Source organism: Paenibacillus tritici (assembly GCF_013204885.1).
Lineage (GTDB): Bacteria > Bacillota > Bacilli > Paenibacillales > Paenibacillaceae > Paenibacillus_AQ > Paenibacillus_AQ tritici.
Genome location: NZ_JABMKX010000012.1, coordinates 121627 through 146411, shown reverse-complemented (window position 1 = coordinate 146411; position 24785 = coordinate 121627). Strand labels below are relative to the sequence as shown.

The following is a 24785-nucleotide window of genomic DNA, read 5'->3' as shown; positions in this document are numbered from 1 at the left end:
ATCTAAATGATCAATTTAACAATCGGGGAAAAAGTCTGGCAAGCTGTCGTTTATTTTATTCTGATTCTGCTATCCCTGCTGTGCTTACTCCCCTTTCTGTATGTGGTTGCGGTCTCAGTAACCCCGGAATCGGAAGTGCTAAGAAGAGGAATTGTGATTATACCAGAGACCTTTACCTTTCTAGCCTACAAAGAAGTATTCATCTCTCATGGCATCGGGCAGGCCTATAAAATCACCTTGTTCCGGACGATTGTAGGCACTTTGCTGAATGTGTTTTTTACGGTAATCGCAGCGTATCCCTTATCCAAAAAATATTTGCCGGGGCGAAGCCCATTCCTGCTATTCATTGTCTTCACGATGATGTTCGGGGGAGGATTAATTCCGACTTATTTATTAGTCCGCTCGCTGGGATTGCTGAACAGTCCATGGGTACTGATCATTCCACAGCTCATCAGTGCCTTTAATCTGGTCATCATCAAAGGATTTTTCGAGCAATTGCCCGCAGAAATTGAGGAATCAGCGAGGGTAGACGGGGCAAGTGAGCTTCAGTCCTTATGGCGGATCATTTTACCCCTGTCCTTGCCCGTCCTGTCCACCATCTCCTTATTCTACGCAGTCGGGCATTGGAACAGTTACTTCGATGCTATTGTCTATATCAATGATTCCAGCCTGATGCCGCTTCAAGTCATCTTGCGTAACATCCTGCTTAATGTCGCCACCCAAAGTGCTGATTCGCTTGCCAATTCCGGAGCGGTGAGTACGTTCGCAGTGCAAATGGCTGCAGTTGTGGTGACTACCGTCCCGATCTTAATCGTCTACCCCTTTATGCAAAAGCATTTTACCAAAGGTGTACTCTTGGGGTCGGTCAAAGGTTAAAAAGCATTTCAACCGGAGTTGTTACGGGGAAACCGTGATAATATAGAAGCAAAGGAGAGGTCATTATGCAACGTAAAGCGATTTCATTGGCTATTCTGGCAGCAATGGTCGGGGTGGGAACGGTGTTGTCTGGATGTGGGGAAGCTAAAGAGGATACATCGACAGCTCCAGGTAATTCACAAGACCCGTCTAGTCCCTTTAAAACTAAACTAAAAATCTCGATGTTCAACCAGGGGACGTTCAATGCTGCTGCTCCAATTCCTCCCCGTGAAGAAGATATCCAGCGTCAAATGCTGGAGAAAGCCGTCAATATCGACCTGGAAATGATGATTCCTCAATCCGGGCAAGCAACGACTAAATTGAATACGCTCATTGCCGGCGGAGATATTCCGGATCTGATTTTCTTGAAAAGCCGGGCGGATCTCGCGCAATATTATGATCAGGGTGTTCTTGCGGATCTGACACCGTATCTGGATCAATTCCCTGAATTGAAGAAACGGTTCAGCAGCGACTCCTGGGAGGCGGTGTCCTATCAGGGACAAACCATTGGAGTTCCCGGCTATGATAATGTGAACGGGATCAGCCGAAGCTACTTCATCCGTAAAGATTGGCTGACCAAGCTGAATATGGAAGTGCCCACGACACCTGACGAGCTCTTTGAAGTTATGAAAGCCTTTACAGAGAAGGACCCGGACGGTAACGGCAAAAACGATACGTACGGCTTCATAGGCGGTATGAATAAAGAGGGCAATCTGCAAACCTACGGCTTCGATAGCCTGATGTGGATGTTCGGCGTCAATCCGCCATCAGCCATTGATGTGAAGGACAATGAACCGGTGTTCCTGTTTACCGACCCCAAAATGAAAGAAGCGCTCGCCTATATCCATAAAATGATGGAAGCCAAGGTTGTAGATCCGGATTGGGTGACGATGAACACGCCCGATTTGCTCGACCAAAAGCTATTTAAGGGGAAGGTCGGCTTCATGATCAGAGACGCCCGCAGACTGGAACCGGATTATCAGCAGAAAATGAAAGAAATCAGCGGAGAGGTGCCGGAATGGATCGTTATTCCTCCAATGACAGGCCCTTATGGTGATCAGATTGTAGAGAGAAAATCGTTCCAGGGCAATTCATGGGCCATCTCCAAAAAAGCGGACAAGGAGAAAATCATCCGCATCTTGTCCATGCTGAATTATTTCTTCACGGACCAGGAAGCCTATCCGAATTTTGCTTACGGGATCAAAGGGATTCATTGGGATGTGGTAGACGGCAAGATCAAAAATAAAACCTCCGAATTATCGAAGGATATGAAAGAAAAGTACCTATGGGTCGATCATTATAGAATGCCGCGCCGCGGGGATGATGCTGAGTACTTCAGCTTCCAGAATCCTAAGACGGCAGAAGCTTTTGAGAACAACCAGAAATATGTGGCGGCTACCTTGCCCGGGAATCTATTGACTGAAGACCCGAACGATTCATTGGCAGCCGACCGCCAGCGTTACATTAATGAGAGTCTGGTCAAATTCATGACTGGCAAAGAACCTCTGTCGAACTGGGATAATTTCCTTGATACACTGGAGACCAAGTTTGACATGCAGAGATATAAGGAGTCTGTAATCAAACAATTCAAAGAAGCAGGCTTAATTAAGTAAAATCAAACGAAGAGAGCGGCTATCATTAGCCCCTCTCTTTGTTGTCATATGCTATGATTTGTTCAATACAGATGCAGAAGGAAGATGATCCATGCGAAGAAGAATCAGCTTGCCTTTGAAATTATTTTTAATCGTGTTTGCCTTTGTGTTAAGCTGCATCATCTTGATCAGCCAGTTGTCTTACCGTTATGTCCAGAAGGAAATAAGAACCACGGATGTGTATTACACCAACCAGATTCTTGACAAGATAGACCAGTATTTCACCGTTAATTTCTCCTCCTTCCAGACGATCCTGTTCTCGGTCGAATCATCGGTGAAGGCCAACATGGACAATACGGATGTGATTAAAAAGCAATTAAGAGTGCTGTATGAACTTAACAGTAATTACGTAAGCAATATCTATTTGATCAAAAGCGATTTATCCATTCTAGGCGGAAGCACGCCGACCCGGATATTCGATGAACCTTTAGCGGAAAGAGAACCGTTGTTTGCTGCGGCTGACAAGGACAGAAGGACTACCTTTGTCAGCGACCCTTACAAATCCAAGTATTCCGGCTGGACTGTGACAATGGTCCGATATCTGAACGGCGCTCCGTTTCCTATAGCCATTGCGGTAGATCTGGATCTCAATGCCATTGAAGAAACCCTGTTCAAGATTAATCGGCAAGAACAAATGAATTTGGCTCTAATCACGGCATCGGGCAAAATCATTGCCGGATTCTCGGAAAATAAAGGCCCCCTGAACATTCAGGACCATACCTTCTCCATTGGTGAAACATCGGCGGAACAAATTCTGGATACTGCAGAATCAAGCCTTCAATTGCATACCAGAGAGGGGACTCCCGTCTCCCTTCTGAAGAAACCGACGGAGAAATTCAACTGGACCATCCTCTCGATCAACGATGAATCACGCCTGAAGGCGGCTTTATCCAGATTGGAAACCTATTATATCGAGCTTCTGGCCGCAGGTTTTCTCTTAAGCCTGTTCGTATCCTTCGTCATTGCCAAATATATAAGGACCCCGCTCTATGCACTCAAAACAAAAATGAAGCGGGTGGAGCAAGGCCTTCTGACAACTACGATATCCATTAACCGGAACGATGAGTTTGGAGATCTCTCCCGGGCCTTCGACCGTATGCTGCAGCAGATTGTGGAGCTGATCCGGGGAGCAGAGCTTCATCATGAACTTGAACGCAAGCTGGAAATTCAAGTGCTGCAGTCTCAAATCAACCCTCATTTTCTGTATAACACGCTGGGCTCTATCAGCAATGTCATCCGGCTCGGACAAATCGAGAAAGTAGATGTGGTGATCGAGTCTCTGATTTCAATCCTGGAATACGGGATAGCTGACGCTTCGGAGAAGGTCTCCCTGCGTCAGGAACTGCAAAATGTATCGGACTATATCGCGATCCAGAACATCCGTTATAACCGAAACTTCCAATTAATTGAAGATATCGAAGCAGGGTTAATAGACTTTCCTGTGTTCAGAATGCTGCTGCAGCCGCTTGTGGAGAATAGCATCTTCCATGGTTATAACGGAGGGGGGCTCGAAGGCCCTATTACTATTCACGCTTACAGGGAGCGCGGCAGGGTCATCATAGAAGTCGTTGATCAAGGCGAGGGTATTCCAAGCGATAAGATACAGCATGTTCTAATCTCAGAACCCAGTGATGTGGAAGTGAAGCGGAAAAGAATCGGATTAAACAATATTCATGACCGGATCAGACTGCACTACGGAGAACAGTTCGGACTCCAAATCATAAGCATACCTAAGGAAATTACCCGTGTTCAGGCCTTGTTCCCGGCAGGCTTGTTTAAAGGAGATGCATCATTGTGAGAGACTACACCTGCTTCATTGTTGACGATGAGGATCTAATCATTCAGAGACTGGAATTGTTTTTTCACGAGCTTTCCCTTAGGGACAGGCGATTTCATCTGGTGGGCAAAGCGAGTAACGGGCTGGAGGGGCTGGAGGAGATCGTAAAGCTTAAGCCGGATATCGTGATCTCTGATATTGTTATGCCGCGAATGGACGGGATTTCCATGATTGAGCAGCTAAAGCCCATGCTTCCCCGGACCCAGTTCATTCTTTTGACCGCTTATTCATCCTTTGAATACGCCCAGAGAGCGATTCAAGCCAACGTACTGGAATACATTGTTAAGGTTCCGCTCAGGGAAGCCGACTTGAACCGGGCTTTGGATAAGGCGGCCGGAATTCTAAATGAGGTTAAGAAAAAAGAAGCGGAATTTCAATCGTTAAACGTATCTGTGCTGGAAAATAAATATAGAGTCCGCAAGCAATTTTTCAACGAGCTGATCAGAGGCGAAATTCCTTCGCACCGGGCATCGGATTTTGCCAACCGCATGCAGTTTCATTTCTTTCAAGCTAACTACCGCTGCTTCATTGTCGAAATGAACAGGTATGAGAGCTTCCGGAACGCTTATTCAGCAACGGATCAAAATATCTTGAGATATGCAATTACGAATATCATCGAAGAAACGGTGATGAATGGCGGCAGTGGTGTGGCTGCGGATCTATCCGATAACCGTTTTATTGGCTTCCTGTCCTGGGAGAATAACCGCAGTGATCTGGAGACGGAATATGATTGCCAGGCATTAGGAGGACAGATCGTCTCCCATTTGGACCAATATTTGAATCAAAGGGTATCTGTCGCCTTCGGAGGGCCGCACCGGGGCTGGGAATCTATCAAACAAGCGTACACGGAAGCACACCATGTGAGTGACGATTTCTATTATCATACGGAGAAGGCCGTACAAACACCTATGCATCGTTTCCATTACCAGAATGACAGAAAAGAGGAATTTCAGCAGAAGCTGGCTGAATTTCTGGCCGGGGTGAAAAGAAAGGTCTCCAAGGAAGAGCTGGAGCAAGCCTTTGCGGAGCTGAACCAGTGGGTTACAGACCATAAAATCCATAAATCCATCATGGCGCCTATGCTGCGGGACTTGTACAGAGACATTACTGTGAAATTTAAATCAGGGAACAAGCTGACCACTGAAGTAGCGGAGTTTCCCATAGAATGTATGTCTTTCCGGGAGCAGCTTGCCTATATTGGTGACTTCACCTACGAATATGTACATGCCGGCCAGCTTTTACATCGGGTAGAGATCATGAGTGCTATCCGGTTTATAGAGCAAAACCTGAAACAGAGATTAACGCTTGAGGCGATTGCCGAGGAAGTGAATTTAGCCCCATCGTATTTCAGCAGCTTATTCAAAAAAACAATGAACGAAGGCGTGATCAGCTACATCAACCGTAAAAAAATCCATGTAGCTCTTGAGCTGTTAAATGTTCAGGATTATTCAATATTGGAATTGTGCGAGGAAGTAGGGATTGTGAACGAAGGTTATTTCTGCAAATTATTCAAAGAATACACGGGGGATACGCCCAAGCAATACCGGATAAAAATGACGCGGTATGAATCCAGATAATATTGCAACAATTGTATAATTTTTTCGCGAAATCATGTAAAAAAAAGCTCTTCAAAAAGCTTACCATGAGAGCAGGATCTAATCATGGAGGTTATCAAAATGGAGCTTATTAAAGCAGATGTAACCGTCGTAGGCGGAGGGATTGCCGGGATCTGCGCTGCCATCGCTGCCGCACGCCAAGGGCTGCAGGTCTCCCTAATTAATGACCGCCCGGTTCTTGGGGGGAATGCGAGCAGCGAGGTCAGGGTTCATATCAACGGGTCGGCCTATCTCGGGAAAAGTCCATCCTATTATGCACGCGAGGGCGGATTGGTGGAGGAGCTCAAGCTGAAGATTTTCCATTACAATCCGTTGTACAACAAGAAGCTTATGCTGTCGCTATCGGATACGGTCTTGCTTGATATGGTCTATGGTGAGGCTAACATTTCTCTATTCCTGAATACAAGCGTGCATGACACGGGCATGGAGAACGGCAGAATTAAGTGGGTGGAGGGCCTTCAATTAGCTTCCGAGCGGAAATTCCGTTTCCAAAGCCGGACCTATATTGATTGTTCGGGAGATGGAATTGTCGGATATCAGGCAGGGGCGCTCTTCCGGCGGGGGAGAGAGGCGAGGCATGAATACGGGGAAGAATTGGCGCCTGAAGCGGCGGACCATTACACTATGGGCGATACGATCCTGTTTCAAGCCCGTGATGTTGGTTATTCCGTTCCCTACGAAAGACCTGGCTTTGCGTATGATATTACGAAGCTGGCTTTTTTTGATAGTATCCGAAAAGGCTTGAACCACCGGGCTTTTCCCAGAAAAATCAACGGGCTTGGCGGCTTGTGGTGGCTGGAATACGGCGGACATCTGGATGTTATCAAGGATAATGAAGACATTGCCTTGGAGCTGCGGAGATTGGTGTACGGGATTTGGGATTATATCAAAAACAGCGGCGAATTCGATGATGTAGACTCTCTCATCCTGGATTATGTATGCCCGATTCCGGGAAAGCGGGAGTCAAGGCGGTTTATTGGTGATCACATGCTGTCCCAGAACGATCTTACGGCAAAGCCGCATTTCGAAGATGCTGTATCCGTCGGCGGATGGTATATGGATTTACATGCGAATAAGGGCATCTACGATGAGGGACCGGCAACAGCCTGGAATTTCGTGCCGGGACTATACAATATCCCTTTCCGCAGCTTATATTCGCGAAATATTCCTAATCTTATGTTCGCCGGCCGCAATATAAGTGCTACCCATGTAGCTTTCGGATCGACCAGAGTAATGGCAACCTGTGGTTGTATGGGTCAGGCGGTTGGAACGGCTGCTTCGTTATGCCTGAAATATGAGATAGACCCTGCGGCCATAGCTGAGGATCATATGGGCGAGCTGCAGGCGCTGCTGCTCCGGGACGGGCAGACCATTGTAGGAATGCAAGAGGAATTGGACCCTTACTTCGCGGACGGATTAACGATTCGGGCTTCGTCCCAGCGCAGCTATGACAATCTTCATCCCACCGAAGAGATCTCCTTGGAGACCGGGTTATGTCTGGTCTTGCCGATTCAGACAGCTATGGCTGACAGCGTACAGATCAAGATTAAAAATCAGTCCGGGCATTCGGAGACACTACATGTGAAGCTGCTTGGCGGGGACCGGAAGGAGAATTATATTCCCAACAGCGAGTTGAAAGACTACCACTTGGCGATTGCAGCCGGGCATGACGACTGGATTACGCTGGACCTCGGCTGCAAGAAACCGGCTGACGACAAAATCTACATTGTATTGGAAGGTACGGCGGGTCTTGCCGTATACGGCAATGAAGAGAAATTAACCGGAGCGGTCAGCTTCTATTATAGACCGGAAGAGCCGTCCAGACTGAAGAAATTCAATAAGAGCATTTGCTTCAAGGATCTGTTGCCCGCCCAGGATATGTACAATCCAGGGAATGTCGTCAACGGCTTCTCCAGACCTTATGGTCTGCCGAACAGCTGGATCTCTGAACGTACGGAAGGACAGGAATGGCTGGAATTCAGTTGGGCCAGCCCCAAAAGTCTGGACGAAATCCAGCTTGTGTTCAATTCGCAGCTTGATTTGGAGCATTTCGACGACCCGATCCAGTCGCTTATCCAAGATTATGTGATGACCTTAACCTTAGAAGACGGAAGCGAGCGGACCGTCATCACCCGGGGGAATTATCTGACCTTGAACAAACATAAGGTGGATGCCACAGGTGTCACCCGAATCCGCTTCGATTTCTATGCAACGTACGGTTTGCCTTATTTTGAAGTATTTGCTGTGAAATGCTTTGCTCCTAAAAACGATAAGTGAGGTCAGGTGAAGTCGAGATGAAGGAAGCATTCCCCCGAAGAGGGCTGCCTAATGTCATTCAGAAGCTGGAAAATGGGGATACCGTAACCATCGTCTATTTCGGTGGCAGCAATACGCGTTCTGAAGGATATAGGGTCATGACGGCGGATTGGCTGCGTGAGCAATATCCACAGGCGGATATTCGCGCTGTAAATGCGGGCATTAACGGGACAGGATCGGATCTCGGCTGTGCCCGCGTGGAGACAGATGTACTGCGTCACAAGCCTGATCTGGTATTTGTTGAATTTGTCGGTAACGATGGCGGAGATCCCGAATCCAAGGCGCGGATCGAAGGAATTGTCCGTCAGATCCGCAAGCGGAGCCGGTTCACCGATATCCTGTTCGTTTATACGCTGAAGGAACGGGATGTGGCCTTATTTCAAGCCGGGGAATATCAGAAGGGGGCTCTGATGCAAGAGGAAGTGGCTGACTATTATGGTATTCCTTCGATTCATCTGGGCGTAGCGGTCAGTCATCTGGTGTCAAAGGGTCAACTCATATTCACCTCCAGAGAAGACGTATCCATTTCTGGAGCCGTTATTTTCACACATGATTCGATCCATCCGACCATTCCCGAAGGACACCAGATTTATACGGATACGATCACCCGCTCATTCGAGAGAATTCGGGAACTTCAAGATCATCCGGGAAGGGTAGTGCATCACTTACCCCAGCATCCGCTCGTCCCCGCTAATCCCTGGGAGTATGCGGGCATGCTGCCACTGGATAGTCTGACTACTTTTTCCGCAGGATGGTCTTATATGACACCGGATAATTCTGCTCTGGCGCGCGAGTACAATTGGTTGTTCCCCGGCCTATGGCGGGCAGCCGAGCCTGGAGAGGCGATCACGGTGCAGTTCGAGGGAACGCGTATCGGGTTATTCGATATCGGGGGGCCTGATTCCGGCAGATTGAAGGTGTCGGTGGACGGTGGAGAACCCTTTATTGTCGACCGGTTCACACTATACAACGATCATAACCGGAACCAGTATGTATTCTTGCCGGAGCTCCCGAACGGGCAGCATACGGTCCGCTTCGAAGTCGATGCCGGAAAAACAGACAAAGCGGCTGTGTTCGAGGCATCCGGCAATGAACGAAGCATTGAGCATGTCCGGCAGCATCCGGAGTGGTACGATCAAACGGTGATTCGGCTTGGGAAGCTGTTGTTGGTGCAGCCGCCATTATAATTCTTGTTATGGAAGCGTTATCAACTTGAGAGAGGCTGTGATTTGTATGAACCCAAGGAAGCTGCTTATCTTAATCGTGTTCGTCGTGACGATCTTCGTTCCTTTCAGCCTGGACGGTATAAGGACCGCTTATGCGGATACCTTACCGTATAAGACCATCATCATTGATGATGGAAGCCTCACGGTCGATGGTGTCGTCACCCCTGATGTGAACAACGCGAATAACGGGTACTCCGCTCTTTATTGGACTACAAGCACGGGAGTGAAGGGTTATAATAATTCCAGTTCCAAATTTACCGATGCCGTAAACAGAAGCATCACTTGGAATCCGCGATTGGAAGCAGGGACAGCGAAGATTTCGTTCAACAAGCTGGACTGGGCGGATAAAGCCGACAGTAATGTCAAAATCGAAATTGTTCATAATGGGATTACGGATGTCATGTTCATGGATCTGAGGCCTTCGTCCGGCCCGGCGGCCGGATGGGTTGACTTGGGGTCCTACTACTTCAGTGGCGAGGATAGCGAATTTGTCAGGCTGACCCGAACGCAGCCTACGACCGGAAAGATCATTACGCGGGCCGATGCGGTCAAGTTCGAAGGGAATATCGAGCAGCAGGCGCCTCCATTGCCTCCACTGCGCAGCCGCACCCTGGCGAATCTCAGTTACACGGAAAAAGGCAGCATCGAGAATGCCGGCTATAAGGCGACCTTCTATGAAGCAGCCTGGGATGGAGGCAAATCCATCGTTCGTGATCTGTTCTATAAGAACACGGATACGGGGAACTGGATACCCGTCAATAATGTGGCGGAAAGACTGGAAGAGCAGTGGGTATTATTGGAGGGGAATGCGGGGAGCCGGACCAATTACTACGATACGATGAACAAGCACTGGATTACCTTCGACGAGATCGACTTCCCTGACAGCCACACGGCGATATTAACCGATTCCACCCATGGAAGCGATTACGATTTACAGGTGAACTGGTCCATGGCAGGTGACAAACCGGATGTGTCCTACGACTTCACCCCCCGCCGGGACGGCAATTATGTGATCGGCTATCAGTCTTTCACAACCGAGCAGCTCTCTGATGTCAATGAAGTGTTGAATGGGTTCAGGTCACATGCCAAAATGGTTGGTTCGGTGGAATCAACAAGCTTACGCGAGCTGAGCGCTCCGATGAGTCTGGTGGAAAAGAACGATGGCTTGGGCAATGCTTTTTCGTATGGCGTATTTGTACCATCGGAAGAACTGCCCGTGGAATTTGAACCGACGGGCGGCGTCTCCAAGCAACGGCTGGGCATGAGTCTGGTCAACAATGAAGGCAGCGTGCAGCCGATCCTGTATGCGCCTCAACTGGGAGATTATTCACAAATGACTGCGGAGAGCACCTATCAGTTCCATATGGGGCTAATCGTGCAAAACAGCAGTATATATGAGGCTTACCGAGATATTCTCCGCAGTGAGTACGGCTATTCGGCCTACCGGGAAAATGTCGGAGAACAGTCGCTCACTGACGCGATGTTCAATATGATCGACTTACTTAAGATAGAGCCACAAGGGGACGACTCTGTGAATTATGTCCCGTCACCCAGCGGGTGGTGGAGCCGTGCCAAGGGCTTCATTGACATTGAGAACGAGGACAATGTACGAACCAGCTCGAATGCGGTTCTTCTGGGGGCCTACTATTTGACCGGGGATGACCAGCTATACGATACGAGAGCCTTGCCGTCGGTCCAGTATGGCTTATCGCGAAATGGTATCGGCTGGTCGCCAACGAAGAAACCGGTATACGGTGTGCCGTCGTTATGGAAAATGGCAACCCTGCCGTTCGATTATTCCAGCATAGCCGCTGTCCATCAGATGATGGGTACTTCGGCAGGAATCGGGGCGCTGGCACAGGAAGAGTATCTCGTGCGTGATCCTGACCAGAAAGACCGGGGGCCTGTCATTCAGCCCCTGATGAAGTACCGGATGACAGGCGATGCGCAGTATTTACAGGCCGCCAAGGATGCAGCCGACAGCTATATCCTGGAGCATATTGATACGCCTGCATCTGTGAATGTGGGTAAAAATGAGTTCATCTATTATTACAGCAAGCTGTGGATGGAGATCCTGGAGCTCTATGAGGAGACGCAGGACCCCAAATACTTGAACGCTGCTTATAAGGAAGCCAAACGGTATGCAACGATGTTCGTGGCCCGTCCGGTTCCAGCAGGTGCCGTTACAATTCCGCAGCCGGAGACGTATAATTACGCAGAGTCATTCCATTGGCCGGATAGTGGTAAATTTCAATATCCCCGGCTCAAGCTCCCGGAAGATGTAGCCGGAGGCGTACAAGCGGATAAACGGCTGGTTTCTCCTAATGGATTAACGTTTGAAGCGGGAAGCACAACGGGCTATTACCGGATGAATGCCCAGGAAGCACCCTTCATGCTGAGACTGGCGCTCTATACAGGCGATACCCTGCTGCAGGATATTGCCCATAATGCGGTTATTGGCCGGTATTCCAGTTATCCGGGGTATTACTACAAGGGGTTCGCTGTCAGCCAGCTTGAACCAGAGTTTCCTCTGGAAGGCCCAAGCGGGGCTACCTCTATCTATTATCACCATATACCGGGACAGCTTGGGCAGACGATGGATTATTTGATCAGCGAACAGGCGTTGAAATCGCAGGGCAGTATCTCCTTCCCTGCTGTGTTTGAGACTAACTTTTTATGGTTTAAATATCATCTTTATGGCAATAAGCCAGGTCAATTTTACGGGAATTCTAACGTTTGGCTCTGGATGCCCAAGGGGATTATTAAGACCAACGATCCTCAATTGAACTGGATCACCGGAGAGAGCGGGAACAAATTCTACATCGGGCTCAGCAACGAATCGTCGGCTGAAGTCCAGACTCCTATTGAACTGAATGCGCAAATCATCGGGTTCGACCCTGCACAAGATTATACTGTAACGATCATCCGCGACAATGGCACGCCGGAGCAGGCGGTGATGAGCGGCGGAATCATTCAGGCCACAATATCTGGCAAGGGAATCACTGCTATCATTGTAGAAGGGCTTAACATTGATGTGCCGCTGCACCAGGTCAGAACTGCTGATCCATCGGATGCAAGCTATTTCTTCGATATCCACAGTCCAATAGATGCGGTTAAAGGGATGCTGATCGTCAAGCCCGACGAAACTGCCTATGATGCTTATGTGCAGGCCAAAACGACGAAACCCGCGACGATCCATTATTCCTTGGACGGCGGGGTTACGTATACGACTGTTCCAGATACGATCTATCCGATGGAATGGTCAATACGGGTAACTGACTTATCCCAAACCTTCACTTATTATGTGGAATCGGACGGGAAACAGACCCGCAAGCGGACACTCTATTTGCCCGATCATGTACAAGAAACTCCGGTTCAACCGGATTGGCAGGAGGGTTCATCCATCATTGTCGATAATACGGAGGCGGAGACAGAAGGCGTCTGGATACGGGATACAACCGCTAACGACTATTACTACGATAACTATGTATACGCCAAATCAACTACCGGCACAGCGACAAGCAGAATGAAGTGGCGGCCTGAGCTGCCGGAGAGTGTTACTTACAGTGTGTATTACAAGCTTCCGCAAATCACCGCAGCCAGTGAGAATTGGGCAACGAATGCCTCATTTACCGTTCATTATAGCGGAGGCACCCAGACGGTTACCGTGGATGAGACAATGGCCAATGGGACTTGGGTGCACCTGGGGGATTATCCTTTTGCAGCAGGCGATAGCGGGTATGTTGAATTAACCAATAAGGCCAACAAGTCACGGGTAGTTGCCGATGCGATGATGTGGGTGGACCCGAGCCATATGCCGCAATTGGAGTCTGCGGTGATCCTGTCGGACCGGAGCGAACTGCAAATGACTCAGACCGCGAACTTAAGCGTAACCGGCTATTTGGATAACGGTCTGATTGCGGATCTGTCACAGGCAAATGTGCAGTATTTCGTGGATCGAACCGATCTGGCTGAAGTGGACAGCAGCGGTGTGTTGACTCTTCTAAGTCTAGACGGGGAGACGGAGCACATTGAGGTATGGGCCACGGTGACGGTTGACGGGGTGAGCTTAACCACACCGCCTTTGACCCTTGCGATCAGGGACTTAACGGTCATTGTCGACAGCACGGATACGACCGGGTTATACACGACAGAAGGGTCCTGGAGCCAGAGTAATTTAGCCGGATACAAAATTGGGGTGAAGTCCCGTTATTCTACCGTTCAAGGGTCATCAGCAACGTGGAAAGGCCAGTTCCCGGCAGGGGAATATACGGTCTCCATCTACAAACTCGTCCATACGACAGCAAACGATAATCATGTCAAAGTGGAAGTGAAGCACCAGTCGGTTACCGAGGTCACGTATATTGATGCAACCGCCGGCCCGTCGGGCTGGGTTAATCTGGGGACCTTCAACTTTAATGGAGACGGCAGTGAGTACGTCCGGTTAACCAGGGTTACTCCGACAACGGTAGACCCGCCAACTCTGCCTGCCGATATGATTTATACGAGAGCTGATGCTGTTAAGTTCGAGCGGCATTCCGCTGTTCCGTTGAACAAATGATCCCTTCGGCTTTTTTATTGGGCAGGGTTGTTGATATAATGAGCTTATTCTGAATAATATCATTCCATTATATCGGAGGAAGCTGAAATGAAGCAGCTCTATATCAAGCAGAAGGTATTCAGTCTAAGCGAGAAGTTCACGGTGAAGAATGAGCAGGAGCAGGATGTGTATTATGTGGAGGGCAGTTTTATGCGTATTCCCAAGACGTTCTCCATACTCGATCCCGGAGGCAATGAAGTTGCCCTGATTACGAAAAAGGTGTTTAGCTTTTTACCGAAGTTTTTTGTGGAGGTAGACGGCCGGGAAGTCTTGACGATTCAGAAGGAGTTCACGTTCATGAAAGACCGGTATTCGATAGAATCGGCTGATATAGAGGTGCAGGGGAATTGGTGGGACATGGATTTTCAGGTCATGCAGCGCGGAGCCGTTGTCGGTGAAGTCAGCAAGGAGTGGTTCACCTGGGGCGACAGCTACAGTGTGCAGGTGCTGAACGAGGAGCTGGAGGCCATCATCATCGCGATTGTGGTCGCCATTGATTGTGTGAAGGCTGACAATGCGGCGGCTTCTTCTTCCTCCTCATAGTATATAAGACGCACTTAAGTTTTAAACTTGAAGCTTCATCGTCACTGCGGTGAATATTTGGACTTCCGGCCGCTGTTGTCCCCAGATTTCTTGATTTATTCCGCTGTTCGCGGTTGAAATCCGGGGACAAAGGCGGTCGCTACCGCTCCTACAGTTCCAAATTTCCCCTCCGCTTCTTTTGCTTTTTGTTAATTTCTTTAGTGCTTCTTATTTAGATTCCAGATTCGAGTATTCTGTAACACTCAGGCAACCGTATCGTTTAAACCAAGAGCAGTGGTTCTCCTCTAAAGGAGGTGCACTGCTCTTTCTTTTGTCCGATTGTTGGAAAAGTATTACTTTCAGTTGCTTGCCTTAATCCACGCCGTGTAAGCGCTCACGTATAATTAAGCTACCTATGAAGAGGAGGCTGTACGATGAGAAACAGAAAAAGAAACAGTAACAGCAATAATAACAGCAATAGAATTCTGGCCATGCTGCTGTCCTTAGCAATGATCCTGTCCATGGTTTCAATCGGCGTACCCGCACGGGCAAGCGCTTCGCCGGCTCCTGATTCCTTCTCCAAGGGCGCAGATATTAGCTGGCTGCCGCAATTAGAGGCATTAGGGTATAAATTCTATAATGATGACGGGCAGGAGCAGGATCTCCTGCAGATTCTGAAGGATCACGGGATCGACTCCATCAGAATCAGGGCCTGGGTGAATCCTTCGGATGATCCGGCTAACGGTCATAACAGCACCGAAGAGGTAGTTGCCTTAGCCTCACGTGTAAGCGCTATCGGATTCAGGGTGATGATTGATTTTCATTACAGTGATACCTGGGCCGATCCCGGCAAACAGGTCACTCCTGCCGCATGGGCCGGCGATAATCTGGAGCAGCTGAAGGCGCATGTGTCGGCGTATACTTCGGAGGTTATGAATGCGCTGAAGGCAGCAGGCGTAACGCCGGAGTGGGTGCAGATCGGGAATGAGATTAATAACGGGATGCTGCATCCGCTGGGGAGCTACAGCAATACGTCCAACCTCGTTCAACTGATTCAGGCCGGATCAAGCGCGTCCAAGGCGGTATTTCCGGGAATTAAGGTCATCATCCACCGGGCAAACGGAGCAGAAGCCGGCGTTGATCCTTTTTTTGCCGGACTTGTAGCGGCGGGCCTCCAGGATAGTGATTACGATATCATAGGGCTGTCTTATTATCCCGATGCAGTGTTCACCTCCTCTATTGATGAATTAGGCGAGAACATGAACAAGCTGGAAGCGAACTATGGAAAAAAAGTGATGGTCGTTGAAGTCGGAGGGGACGTCTCCAAGGATGTAGACAGCGTGTACAACATGCTGGTAGCTGTGCAAAACAAACTGCACGCCATCCCTAATGAGAGGGGAACCGGTATTTTTTATTGGGAGCCTGCGGGAATCCTGTTCGGCTATCCTTTATCTGCGTGGAACAGAGATGGCACACCGACCCTTGCTATGGATGCGTTCATTGACGGAGCTGCGGAGATTAACCGGAATCCGGTAACCTCTGTGACGCTGGATAAGCCTGCGGTTACGATTGAGGTTGGGGGGACCGGTCAATTATCGGCCATCCTGGAGCCTGCGAATGCAACCTATCGGGGAGTGGAATTTGCAAGCTCCAAGCCGGAAGTGGTCCGGGTGGACCGTTACAATGGTATTATCTCCGGGATATCGGCCGGATCTGCCACCGTCACAGCGGTTACCTATGATGGAGGGTTCCAGGCTTCGAGCGAAATTTCGGTCATTCCCAGCACAAGTCTGGTGCAGAACCCCGGGTTCGAGGATGGATTGAACGAATGGACCCTTACAGGGGATACCAGCGCAGTCAGCACAGATAAGGACGTACATTCAGGTGCGTTGGCGTTACACTATTACAGTGCTGACCCTGCGGAATTCACGGCTTCTCAGACCCTCACGGGGCTGGACAATGGAACCTATTCGTTGTCGGCTTGGGTATCAGGAGGCGGCAGTGAAGAGGTCTCGGAGATTTTTGCGGGCAATACCACTCAGAGCTTCACCAATACAGGCTGGCAACAATGGACCAAGGCGGTGCTGGATTCTATTGAGGTCACGGATGGAACGCTAACCCTTGGCGCTCATTACAAGCTCTCTGACGGGCAGTGGGGGAACATTGACGATTTCGAGCTGATCAAGAAGGATAATACCCGGTTGGCTGATTTAAAAGTAAACGGGGAAACTGTTCCGGGGTTTGACCCGAAGATCCAGGACTATGAAGTAGTGTTGCCGCATGGTACGACGGCCCTCCCTACAGTGGAGGCCAAGACAATAGCAGGCGCAGAGGCCGTGGTAACCCAAGCAACTGCCTTGCCTGGCAGTGCCAGGGTTGTTGTAACGGGGGACGGGACAGCAACCTATACGCTTCATTTTACGGTAGATCCGAACCCTGTTGTGAACCCCGGCTTTGAGCATGTGAATGAAGAGGGGCTTCCTGAAGGGTGGACTCTGTCTGACACTACGCCCCTGGCATCGAACTCTGCCCGTACGGGAACGAAGTCACTGGGGTTCTGGAAGGAAACAGCCTATACCCTGGAAGCTTCCCAGACCCTTACCGGCCTGACGAATGGAACCTACACGTTGTCAGCCTGGTCGCAAGGCGCTGGCGATGAAGTGAAGAATGAGCTGTTCGCAGTGAATGGGGATCAGGCCCGGTCTGCTTCCAGTTTTGCAAATAAGGGCTGGAATGAGTGGAACCAGGCGGTTGTCGAACAAATTAAGGTGACAGATGGCACGCTGAGAATTGGGGTCTCGCAGGATGCCAAGGCCAGGAACTGGGGGTCTTATGACGACTTCGTGCTGCTGAAGACCATTGATGCACCGGGGACGGGCGTTCCCCCCACAAGCGGAAATACGGACCCTGTCTCTTCCGGAAGCGGGAATGGAGGTAATGGCGGGAATGGTGGGAACGATGGGACCAGCGGGAATGGCGGGAACAGCGGGAACAGTGAAAGCAGTACTCCACTAGCCCAGGTTGTTACGCTTGTTACTGGCAGTACTACAACTTACACCGTGAAGATCAAGGCAACCAGGGACCTGCAAACGAATATTGCCACGGCCAAGCTGGAACCGGGCTTGCTGGCGGACCTGCTTCCGAAGATTAAGGCGTCTGAAGCGGCTGGACAACAAGCAGTGATTGACATCAAGGTGGAGGGTGCAGCAACTGATAAGGCTGTCCAAGTCAGCCTGTCCAAGGAAGCTCTTACACTATTAGCAGAAATGAAAAATGTGGAGTTAAAAGTAGATGCAGGAATGGCAGCGGTCACTTTCAATTCAAAAGCATTGGCCGCCCTTGGAGGCAGTCCGGCAGGAGATCGCTTGATCCGCATCAGGGAGCTGGATCCATCCGGCCTTCCAGCAGCTGTTCAGACCAGGCTGGGGGACAGACCGGTGGTTGACATTTCTGTATGGGCAGGGAATGTTGAAGTGAGAGAATTTAATGGAGAGAAGCTTAGGGTTAGCCTGCCGTATACGCCCCGGGCGAATGAGAAGACCAATGCCATTGTAGGATACCGCATCGGCCAGGCAGGAGTCCTGAAGCTGGTGCGGGGAGGATATGATGCTTCCACCGGACAGGTTCATTTCCAGACAACCTCTCTCGCCGCTTATGCGGTGGGGTATAACGAAGTCACCTTCAATGATGTTAGCCCGGAGAGCGGGTATAGCGGGGCCGTTGGTTATCTGGCGGCAAGAGGAATCGTGAACGGCATTGGAGGGAATGAATTTGCACCGGAGAAGCAGGTGACCCGGGCCGATTTCCTGATGATGGTCATGAAGGCTTACGGGATTGAGCCGGAGGCGGGGGTAACCGGGAATTTCTCGGATGCCGGGAATAAGTATTATTCCGGTTATCTGGGCACTGCGCGGAAGCTGGGGCTGGTTACTGGCGTGGGCGGCAATCAGTTTAGGCCGGAAGCGACGATCAGCAGACAGGATGTTTCGGTTATTGTGTACAACCTTCTGAAGCAGTTGGGTGAGTTGCCAGCCTCTACAGAGGGTACGAGCTTAGATAGTTATATAGATTCAGCGGCGGTATCCGTCTATGCACAGGACGCGCTCAAGGTATTAGTGCAAACAGGCGCCATTACGGGAACTGAACATAAGCTCGCTCCCAAGGCTCTTGCTACCCGGGCAGAAATTGCACAGATTGTATTCAATGCATTGAAATAAATAAAAGTGAAGTCCCCTCTTGGCAGCCAGCCCCCTAAGACATCTATGAGATGCACTTAGGCGGTAGCTGCCCGGAGGGGTTTTTGCTGAAATATAAGAATTTATAGGTTTCACACGATAACTTATCCTTCTATTTCTCGCTGAAACGGGGCCGCCCTTAAAGACGGCAAAGCCGTTTCCACTTATGGAAAGCCGGATACATTCCAATGTTAGAATATATCAATTATGATCCGGTTTAGATCATTGTTTTGGGCGGAGGGGTCTATTAGAATTTCTAGTGTAAGCAAGCGTATTCATGCAGTTACACCCCACTAAAGGAGACGGTAACATGCTTAGATTGGTCCAGGTTGAGAATGGGGCGGTTCGGGGATTACCCGCAGCCGATCCCCGGATTACGAGCTTCAAGGGGATACCGTTTGCGGCCCCGCCTGTTGGCGGCAACCGCTGGCGGGCACCGCAGCCTGCCGAAGACTGGGAAGGTGTGCTGAAGGCCCACGAATTCGCACCGGTCTCGATGCAGGTCAGACAGGAAATTGATGATAACAACATCTATACCCGTGAATGGGCCGTAGAACCGGACATCGCGATGAGTGAAGATTGCCTATACCTGAACGTGTGGACACCTGCCAAGCACGCAGACGAGAAGCTTCCCGTATATGTATGGTATTTCGGCGGAGGCTTACAGGTGGGCCATCCGGCTGAAATGGAATTCGACGGTGAACGTATTGCACGCAGAGGCATCGTGGTGGTCACCATCAACTACCGCCTGAATATCTTCGGATTTCTGTGCCATCCCGAGATCACGGCGGAATCGCCGGACGCGCCCGCCAACTTCGGCAACCTCGACCAGCAGGCAGCGACCCGCTGGGTGAAGCGCAATATTGCCGCATTCGGCGGGGACCCGGATCAGATCACCATCGGCGGACAGTCTGCCGGGGGCGGGAGTGTCATGAGCCAGCTGACCTCACCGCAGAACGAAGGCTTGTTTCAGCGGGCCATCATTGAGAGCGGTATCTTCACTAGGCTGTATCCGGGCACGCTGCTTCCTCCTATGCGCAGTAATCTGCAAGAAGCTGAACATGGCGGTATCGAGTTCTTCAAATATTTAGGGGTATCCACGCTTGCGGAGGCCCGGAAGCTGGATGCGGTCTATCTTCGGGATAAGGCAGTAGCACACGGCGGATTCTGGGGAACGGTCGCAGATCAACAGTTCCAGGTGGGCAACCCGTTCGATTTGTTCGTGCAGAATAAGCGGTGGAAGGTGCCGGTTATGCTCGGCCATACCTCCTCCGAGTTCTTCAGTACCCCGAAGGTTGAGTCTTATGAGGAGTTCAAGCAGCTTGCGGCAGATATGTTCGGAGAAGATGCCGATACCTTCCTGGAGCTTAGCGGCGTTCAGAGGGATACTGTGCAGGAAGCGGCGGAGCGGGCTTCGGTAAGCGGAATCGAATACGCGATTCGTATTGCCGCGCAGGCCAATGCGGATAGTGGCGGCGCGCCGCCGCTCTACTATTATAATTTCGATGCCGAGATTCCAGGGTGGGATAACCCGGGCACCTTCCACTCGGTGGACCTCTGGTTCTTCTTCGAGACCCTTGCCAAGTGCTGGCGGCCGTTTGTCGGCAAGCATTATGATCTGGCCCGCCAGATGTGCAATTATACGGCTCATTTCATCCGCACCGGAGACCCGAACGGTCAAGACTCCACAGGGGAAGCCTTGCCCCGCTGGGAGCCATACACCCCGGACGCGCCGTACGGGATGGTGTTCGCAGATCAGGCTGAGTTCGCCAGGCAGCAGCCGGGCGGGATTATGAATTTTCTAGTGCAGCAGTATTTCAAGAACGCGAAGAACGCGAAGAACGCGAATAGCGGTACAGAGAAAGAGGAATCTCCAATCTGATTCTGTAAGATTAAAAGAGGAATCTCCAATCTGACGCTGTAAGATTAATTGGACAAACGTATCTTAATTTGGATGATTCGGAGCGTCAGCGGTAATTAATTGGATAAACATCATTTAATTTCCTGTCTTTCCGCTGTTCTGATCTATTTGCAGCCTATTAAGTGCTGATTTTCCAACTGTTGCCTGGCAAGAGCGCCTCCGTTCATCAGCAAGTGGAGTAAATCCAACTCTTTCCGGGCGCGGACACTGGCACTGCCACTGCCACACCGTTGCCCACGCTGTTCCTGCTTCGGAAGCAACAGCTGTCTGCGGATTGCTATCGCGAACAGCGGGTTGAATTCAAGAAATCAGCAGACGGCAGCGGCCGGAGGGTCGAACATTCTCTGGAGTCACAGCGAAGCTCCCAACTTGGCCTGCTTCTGGAAATTTCCCGGCGTGTGCCCGGTGATTTGTTTGAATTGGCGGCAGAAGTGCTCCACATTCTGATAGCCGCACCGTGCGGCGACCTCGGCAATGCTCTGGGCGTTGTGGATCAGGTATTCTTTGGCCATCCTGATCCGGCTGTTGATGACATCTTCCATGCAGGAGATGCCGAAGGTTTTTTTGTAAATGCTCTGGAGATACCCAGGACTGATCGCAAGGTAATCCGCCATGGTGGCGACGGTCCAATACTCTCCGGGGTTATTCTGAATGACCGTGCGCAGCTTCAGCAGCTTGTAGTATTGAGGTGTAATATTGTCCTGGAAGTAGGATTCCCATAGCTTGTTGAACAAGGCCCGGAGCAGATAATCAATCGAGGATGCTTTGCAGTCCCGGCTGAAATGATGCTCGCTGACAATCAGCTCAAGCAGCTTCTGGCAGAAGTCGGGATCACTTAAGGCAAAGGGAATGCCTGGCGGAAGCGGAGATTCCGTAATATAGGGTTCATCGGATTCAAACCGAATCCAGTCATTGACGAACGGACCGGCGCAGGCCTGATAATAGACCTTCTGCTGCGGCTGATAGAGAACTACACTGTGCGCGGGATATAGCTTGAGTGCGCCATGCACCCAGAACAGGGCCGGAGTCTTGGTAACGACTAGCAGCCAGTGCGCGCCCGCGGGAACATCGACAACAAAATTAGCAGCGTGTACAGTATTGCACTCCACATAGTGAATAAGGGCCATTGCGCTCTCCTCCTGGCAGACATGCTTCATTATAGCATGTTCTTTTTTGTGTTTGTGTCAATGCCGGATAAGTGAAGTAAAAATGTGAGCGTTGTCAATAAATAGGCGCCTCCCCCATAATGAAAGCGTAACCAAATAAAATCAACACTAATTGAACTGGGGGTTGACTATGAACACAGGTACAAGGAAGGGTCCGGCAGGGCTGAAAAGCACTTCAATTCTGCTCCTGTCTGCACTGCTGTTGTCCGCTTGCTCGGGCAAGCTAGAATCCGGTAACGGCGGCAAGGAAGCGGCAGCCGGCAATGATCCGAAGGCAAGCGCATCCGTCGATGAGAGCCCGCTCGGGAAATATGATCCTCCGATTGAACTATCGTTCGTCAGAGACCTCAGCGATGTGGTAGAGAATAACGTGCTTGGTGTGCTGAAGGATGAGACGATTGATAACAACCGCTGGACCAAGTTGTATGAGGATCAGCTCGGAATCAAGATCAAGTATAACTGGATTGTGAAGGGCAGCCAGACCTCGGATCAATATCTGCAGAAGATCAATGTCACACTGGCCTCCGGCGACTTGCCGGATGTGACTCCGGTCAACGCCACACAGCTCAAGCAGTTGGCCGATTCCGACCAGATCGAGGATATGACGGCGTTATATGAAAAGTATGCCTCCCCGTTCACCAAAAAAGTGCTCGCGGGGGAAGGGACGAGTGTATTCGACGCAGCAACCTTCGACGGGAAGCTGATGGCGATTCCGAGCCTGGAATCCTCCATTGAACGGTCGATGTACATCTGGATTCGTACCGACTGGCTGGAGAAGCTGGGACTCCAGCCGCCGAAGACCATGGCGGATGTGCTTGCAATCTCCGAAGCCTTCGTGGAGAAGGACCCGGACGGGAACGGCAAGAAGGATACGATCGGCCTTGGCATCACCAAGGATCTGTGGGGAGGGGCCATGGGGCTGGAAGGCTTCATGGCCGGGTACAACGCTTACCCGAATATCTGGGTGGATGACGGCAGCGGCAAGCTGGTCTATGGCAGCATTCAGCCTGAAGTGAAGCAAGCGCTCCAGGTGCTCCAGGATATGGCCAAGAAGGGACAGCTCGACCAGGAGTTCGGGGTGAAGGACGGCGGCAAGGTCTCCGAGATGATCTCCGCAGGCAAGATCGGGATGGAGTACGGAGAGCAATGGAATTCCATCTGGCCGCTGCAGCTTAACCGTGACAATGATCCCAAGGCGCAGTGGCAGGCCTTCCCGATTGTCTCGGAATCGGGCGATACGCCGAAGGTGCCGCTGAAATTCAGCACCACCCGCTTCTTCGCGGTCAAGAAGGGAGCCACGAACCCTGAAGCCGTAATCAAAATGTTCAATCTGCATGTGGAGAAGAACTGGGGCGAGACGGCCGAATTCGATAAGTACTATGCACCGCCGGAAGCGGAGAGTGTCTGGCAGCTGTCCCCGGTTACACCGTATCCGGTAACGAAGAACGTAGACGCCTTCCGTGAGATTGATGCTGCCCGCAAGGCCGGTGATTTCTCTACCCTGAAAGGCGAAGCCAAGACGATCCAAGGGAAGCTGGAGTCCTATGCTTCAGGTTCAACGGAGGGCTTCTCTCTATGGGGCTGGGAGCGGATCTATGGCGAGCAAGGCTCCATGGGAATCGCTGACCAGTACATCAAGAATGACCAGTTCCTACAGGAGAAATTCGTCGGCGCTCCGACACCGACCATGGTCGAGCGCAAAACGACACTTGAAAAGCAGCAGAATGAAATGTTTGTCAAAATTATTTTAGGTGATCCTATCGACAAGTTCGACCAGTTTGTGAAGGATTGGCAGAAGCTGGGCGGGGATCAGATTACGCAAGAGGTCAATGAATGGTACGAATCGACTAAGAAATGATGTGCCCCGGAGGATAACGATGAGAGCAAAACTGCGAAAAGAACTGCCGCTTCATTTGATGCTTGTGCCGGGACTGGTCATGATTATTCTGTTCTCCTACGTGCCCATGGCCGGTGTTGTGATTGCCTTTCAGAAGTTCATTCCGGCCAAGGGGCTGTTCGGAGATCAGAAGTGGATTGGCCTGGATAACTTCGAATATGTGATGAATCTACCTAGCTTCACACAGGTCTTGTGGAATACGCTGTTTATTTCGAGTCTCAAGCTGATTCTGGGTCTGATTATTCCGCTTGTATTCGCAATACTGCTGAACGAGCTGACCAGTAATTGGATCAAAAGGTCCGTGCAGACCGCGATCTATCTGCCTTATTTTCTGTCCTGGGTCGTGCTTGGGGGGATATTGATTGATATTCTGTCCCCCTCGGGCGGGATCGTGAATGAATTTCTCGGATGGTTCGGTGTCTCCAAGATCTTTTTCCTGGGCGACAATGACTGGTTCCCCTTCACGCTGATTACTTCGGATGTCTGGAAGAACTTCGGCTATGGCACCATTGTGTATCTGGCGGCGATTACAGGAATTGACCCGGGACTGTATGAAGCAGCTACCATTGACGGCGCTAACCGCTGGCACAAAACCTGGCATATCACCATTCCGGGCATACGCATGGTTATCGTTCTGCTGTCGGTGCTCAGTCTGGGACAGCTGCTGAATGCGGGATTCGATCAGGTCTTTAATCTCTACAGTCCCCAGGTCTATGAGAGCGGGGATATCCTGGACACCTTTGTCTACCGGATCGGTCTGCTCGACGCACAGTACGGAGTGGCGACTGCTGTCGGCTTCTTTAAGTCTATCATCTCGCTCACCTTAATTTCCAGCTCCTATTTCCTGGCTTACCGATTTGCCAAATACCGGATCTTTTAGAG

At 50.5% G+C, this 24785-nt stretch carries 13 protein-coding genes; 12 read left to right on the top strand and 1 reads right to left on the bottom strand.

The genetic code is table 11. The features are described from left to right. Window positions 1-6 precede the first annotated feature (6 nt). The 10 genes from HQN87_RS21820 to HQN87_RS21775 all read left to right on the top strand — a co-directional run bounded on the left by HQN87_RS21820 (window position 7) and on the right by HQN87_RS21775 (window position 20801). The gene (locus tag HQN87_RS21820; RefSeq protein ID WP_173137617.1) at window positions 7-876 is read left to right on the top strand and encodes a carbohydrate ABC transporter permease; all 870 of its coding nucleotides are present in this window, start codon (window positions 7-9) and stop codon (window positions 874-876) included. Between the two features lie 65 nt (window positions 877-941). Then, window positions 942-2528: an extracellular solute-binding protein gene (locus HQN87_RS21815; protein WP_173137615.1), complete on the top strand. Its 1587-nt coding sequence runs from the start codon at window positions 942-944 to the stop codon at window positions 2526-2528. Between the two features lie 115 nt (window positions 2529-2643). Further along, window positions 2644-4365: a sensor histidine kinase gene (locus HQN87_RS21810; protein WP_254075606.1), complete on the top strand. Its 1722-nt coding sequence runs from the start codon at window positions 2644-2646 to the stop codon at window positions 4363-4365. After that, complete coding sequence (locus tag HQN87_RS21805) at window positions 4362-5981, top strand: response regulator (protein ID WP_367272767.1); 1620 nt, start codon at window positions 4362-4364, stop codon at window positions 5979-5981. The genes HQN87_RS21810 and HQN87_RS21805 overlap by 4 nt, the downstream gene beginning before the upstream one ends. A gap of 99 nt (window positions 5982-6080) precedes the next feature. Beyond that, on the top strand, window positions 6081-8297 hold the full coding sequence (locus HQN87_RS21800) for an FAD-dependent oxidoreductase (protein WP_254075605.1): 2217 nt from the start codon (window positions 6081-6083) through the stop codon (window positions 8295-8297). Window positions 8298-8314: 17 nt separating this feature from the next. Further along, window positions 8315-9523, top strand: a complete 1209-nt coding sequence (locus tag HQN87_RS21795) for an SGNH/GDSL hydrolase family protein (RefSeq protein ID WP_173137609.1) — start codon at window positions 8315-8317, stop codon at window positions 9521-9523. 46 nt (window positions 9524-9569) lie between these two features. After that, window positions 9570-14123 (top strand): golvesin C-terminal-like domain-containing protein, encoded by a 4554-nt coding sequence (locus tag HQN87_RS21790; RefSeq protein ID WP_173137607.1) that lies wholly within the window; start codon window positions 9570-9572, stop codon window positions 14121-14123. An 87-nt stretch (window positions 14124-14210) separates the two neighbouring features. Continuing rightward, on the top strand, window positions 14211-14705 hold the full coding sequence (locus HQN87_RS21785; protein WP_173137605.1) for an LURP-one-related/scramblase family protein: 495 nt from the start codon (window positions 14211-14213) through the stop codon (window positions 14703-14705). A 413-nt stretch (window positions 14706-15118) separates the two neighbouring features. Then, window positions 15119-18901 carry a glycosyl hydrolase 53 family protein gene (locus tag HQN87_RS21780; RefSeq protein WP_173137603.1) on the top strand — a complete coding sequence of 1261 codons (3783 nt, stop codon included), beginning with the start codon at window positions 15119-15121 and terminating at the stop codon, window positions 18899-18901. Window positions 18902-19229: 328 nt separating this feature from the next. After that, a complete protein-coding gene (locus HQN87_RS21775) occupies window positions 19230-20801 on the top strand; it encodes a carboxylesterase/lipase family protein (RefSeq protein ID WP_173137601.1) in 1572 nt (523 codons plus the stop codon). 389 nt (window positions 20802-21190) lie between these two features. Here HQN87_RS21775 and HQN87_RS21770 read toward each other — a convergent pair whose 3' ends face one another. After that, on the bottom strand, window positions 21191-21967 hold the full coding sequence (locus tag HQN87_RS21770; protein ID WP_173137599.1) for a helix-turn-helix transcriptional regulator: 777 nt from the start codon (window positions 21965-21967) through the stop codon (window positions 21191-21193). A gap of 169 nt (window positions 21968-22136) precedes the next feature. Here HQN87_RS21770 and HQN87_RS21765 point away from each other — a divergent pair, with 169 nt between their 5' ends. Next, entirely contained in the window at window positions 22137-23864 is a 1728-nt protein-coding gene (locus tag HQN87_RS21765) for an extracellular solute-binding protein (RefSeq protein ID WP_173137597.1), read from the top strand. A gap of 19 nt (window positions 23865-23883) precedes the next feature. After that, a complete protein-coding gene (locus HQN87_RS21760) occupies window positions 23884-24783 on the top strand; it encodes an ABC transporter permease (protein ID WP_173137595.1) in 900 nt (299 codons plus the stop codon). Window positions 24784-24785 lie beyond the last annotated feature (2 nt).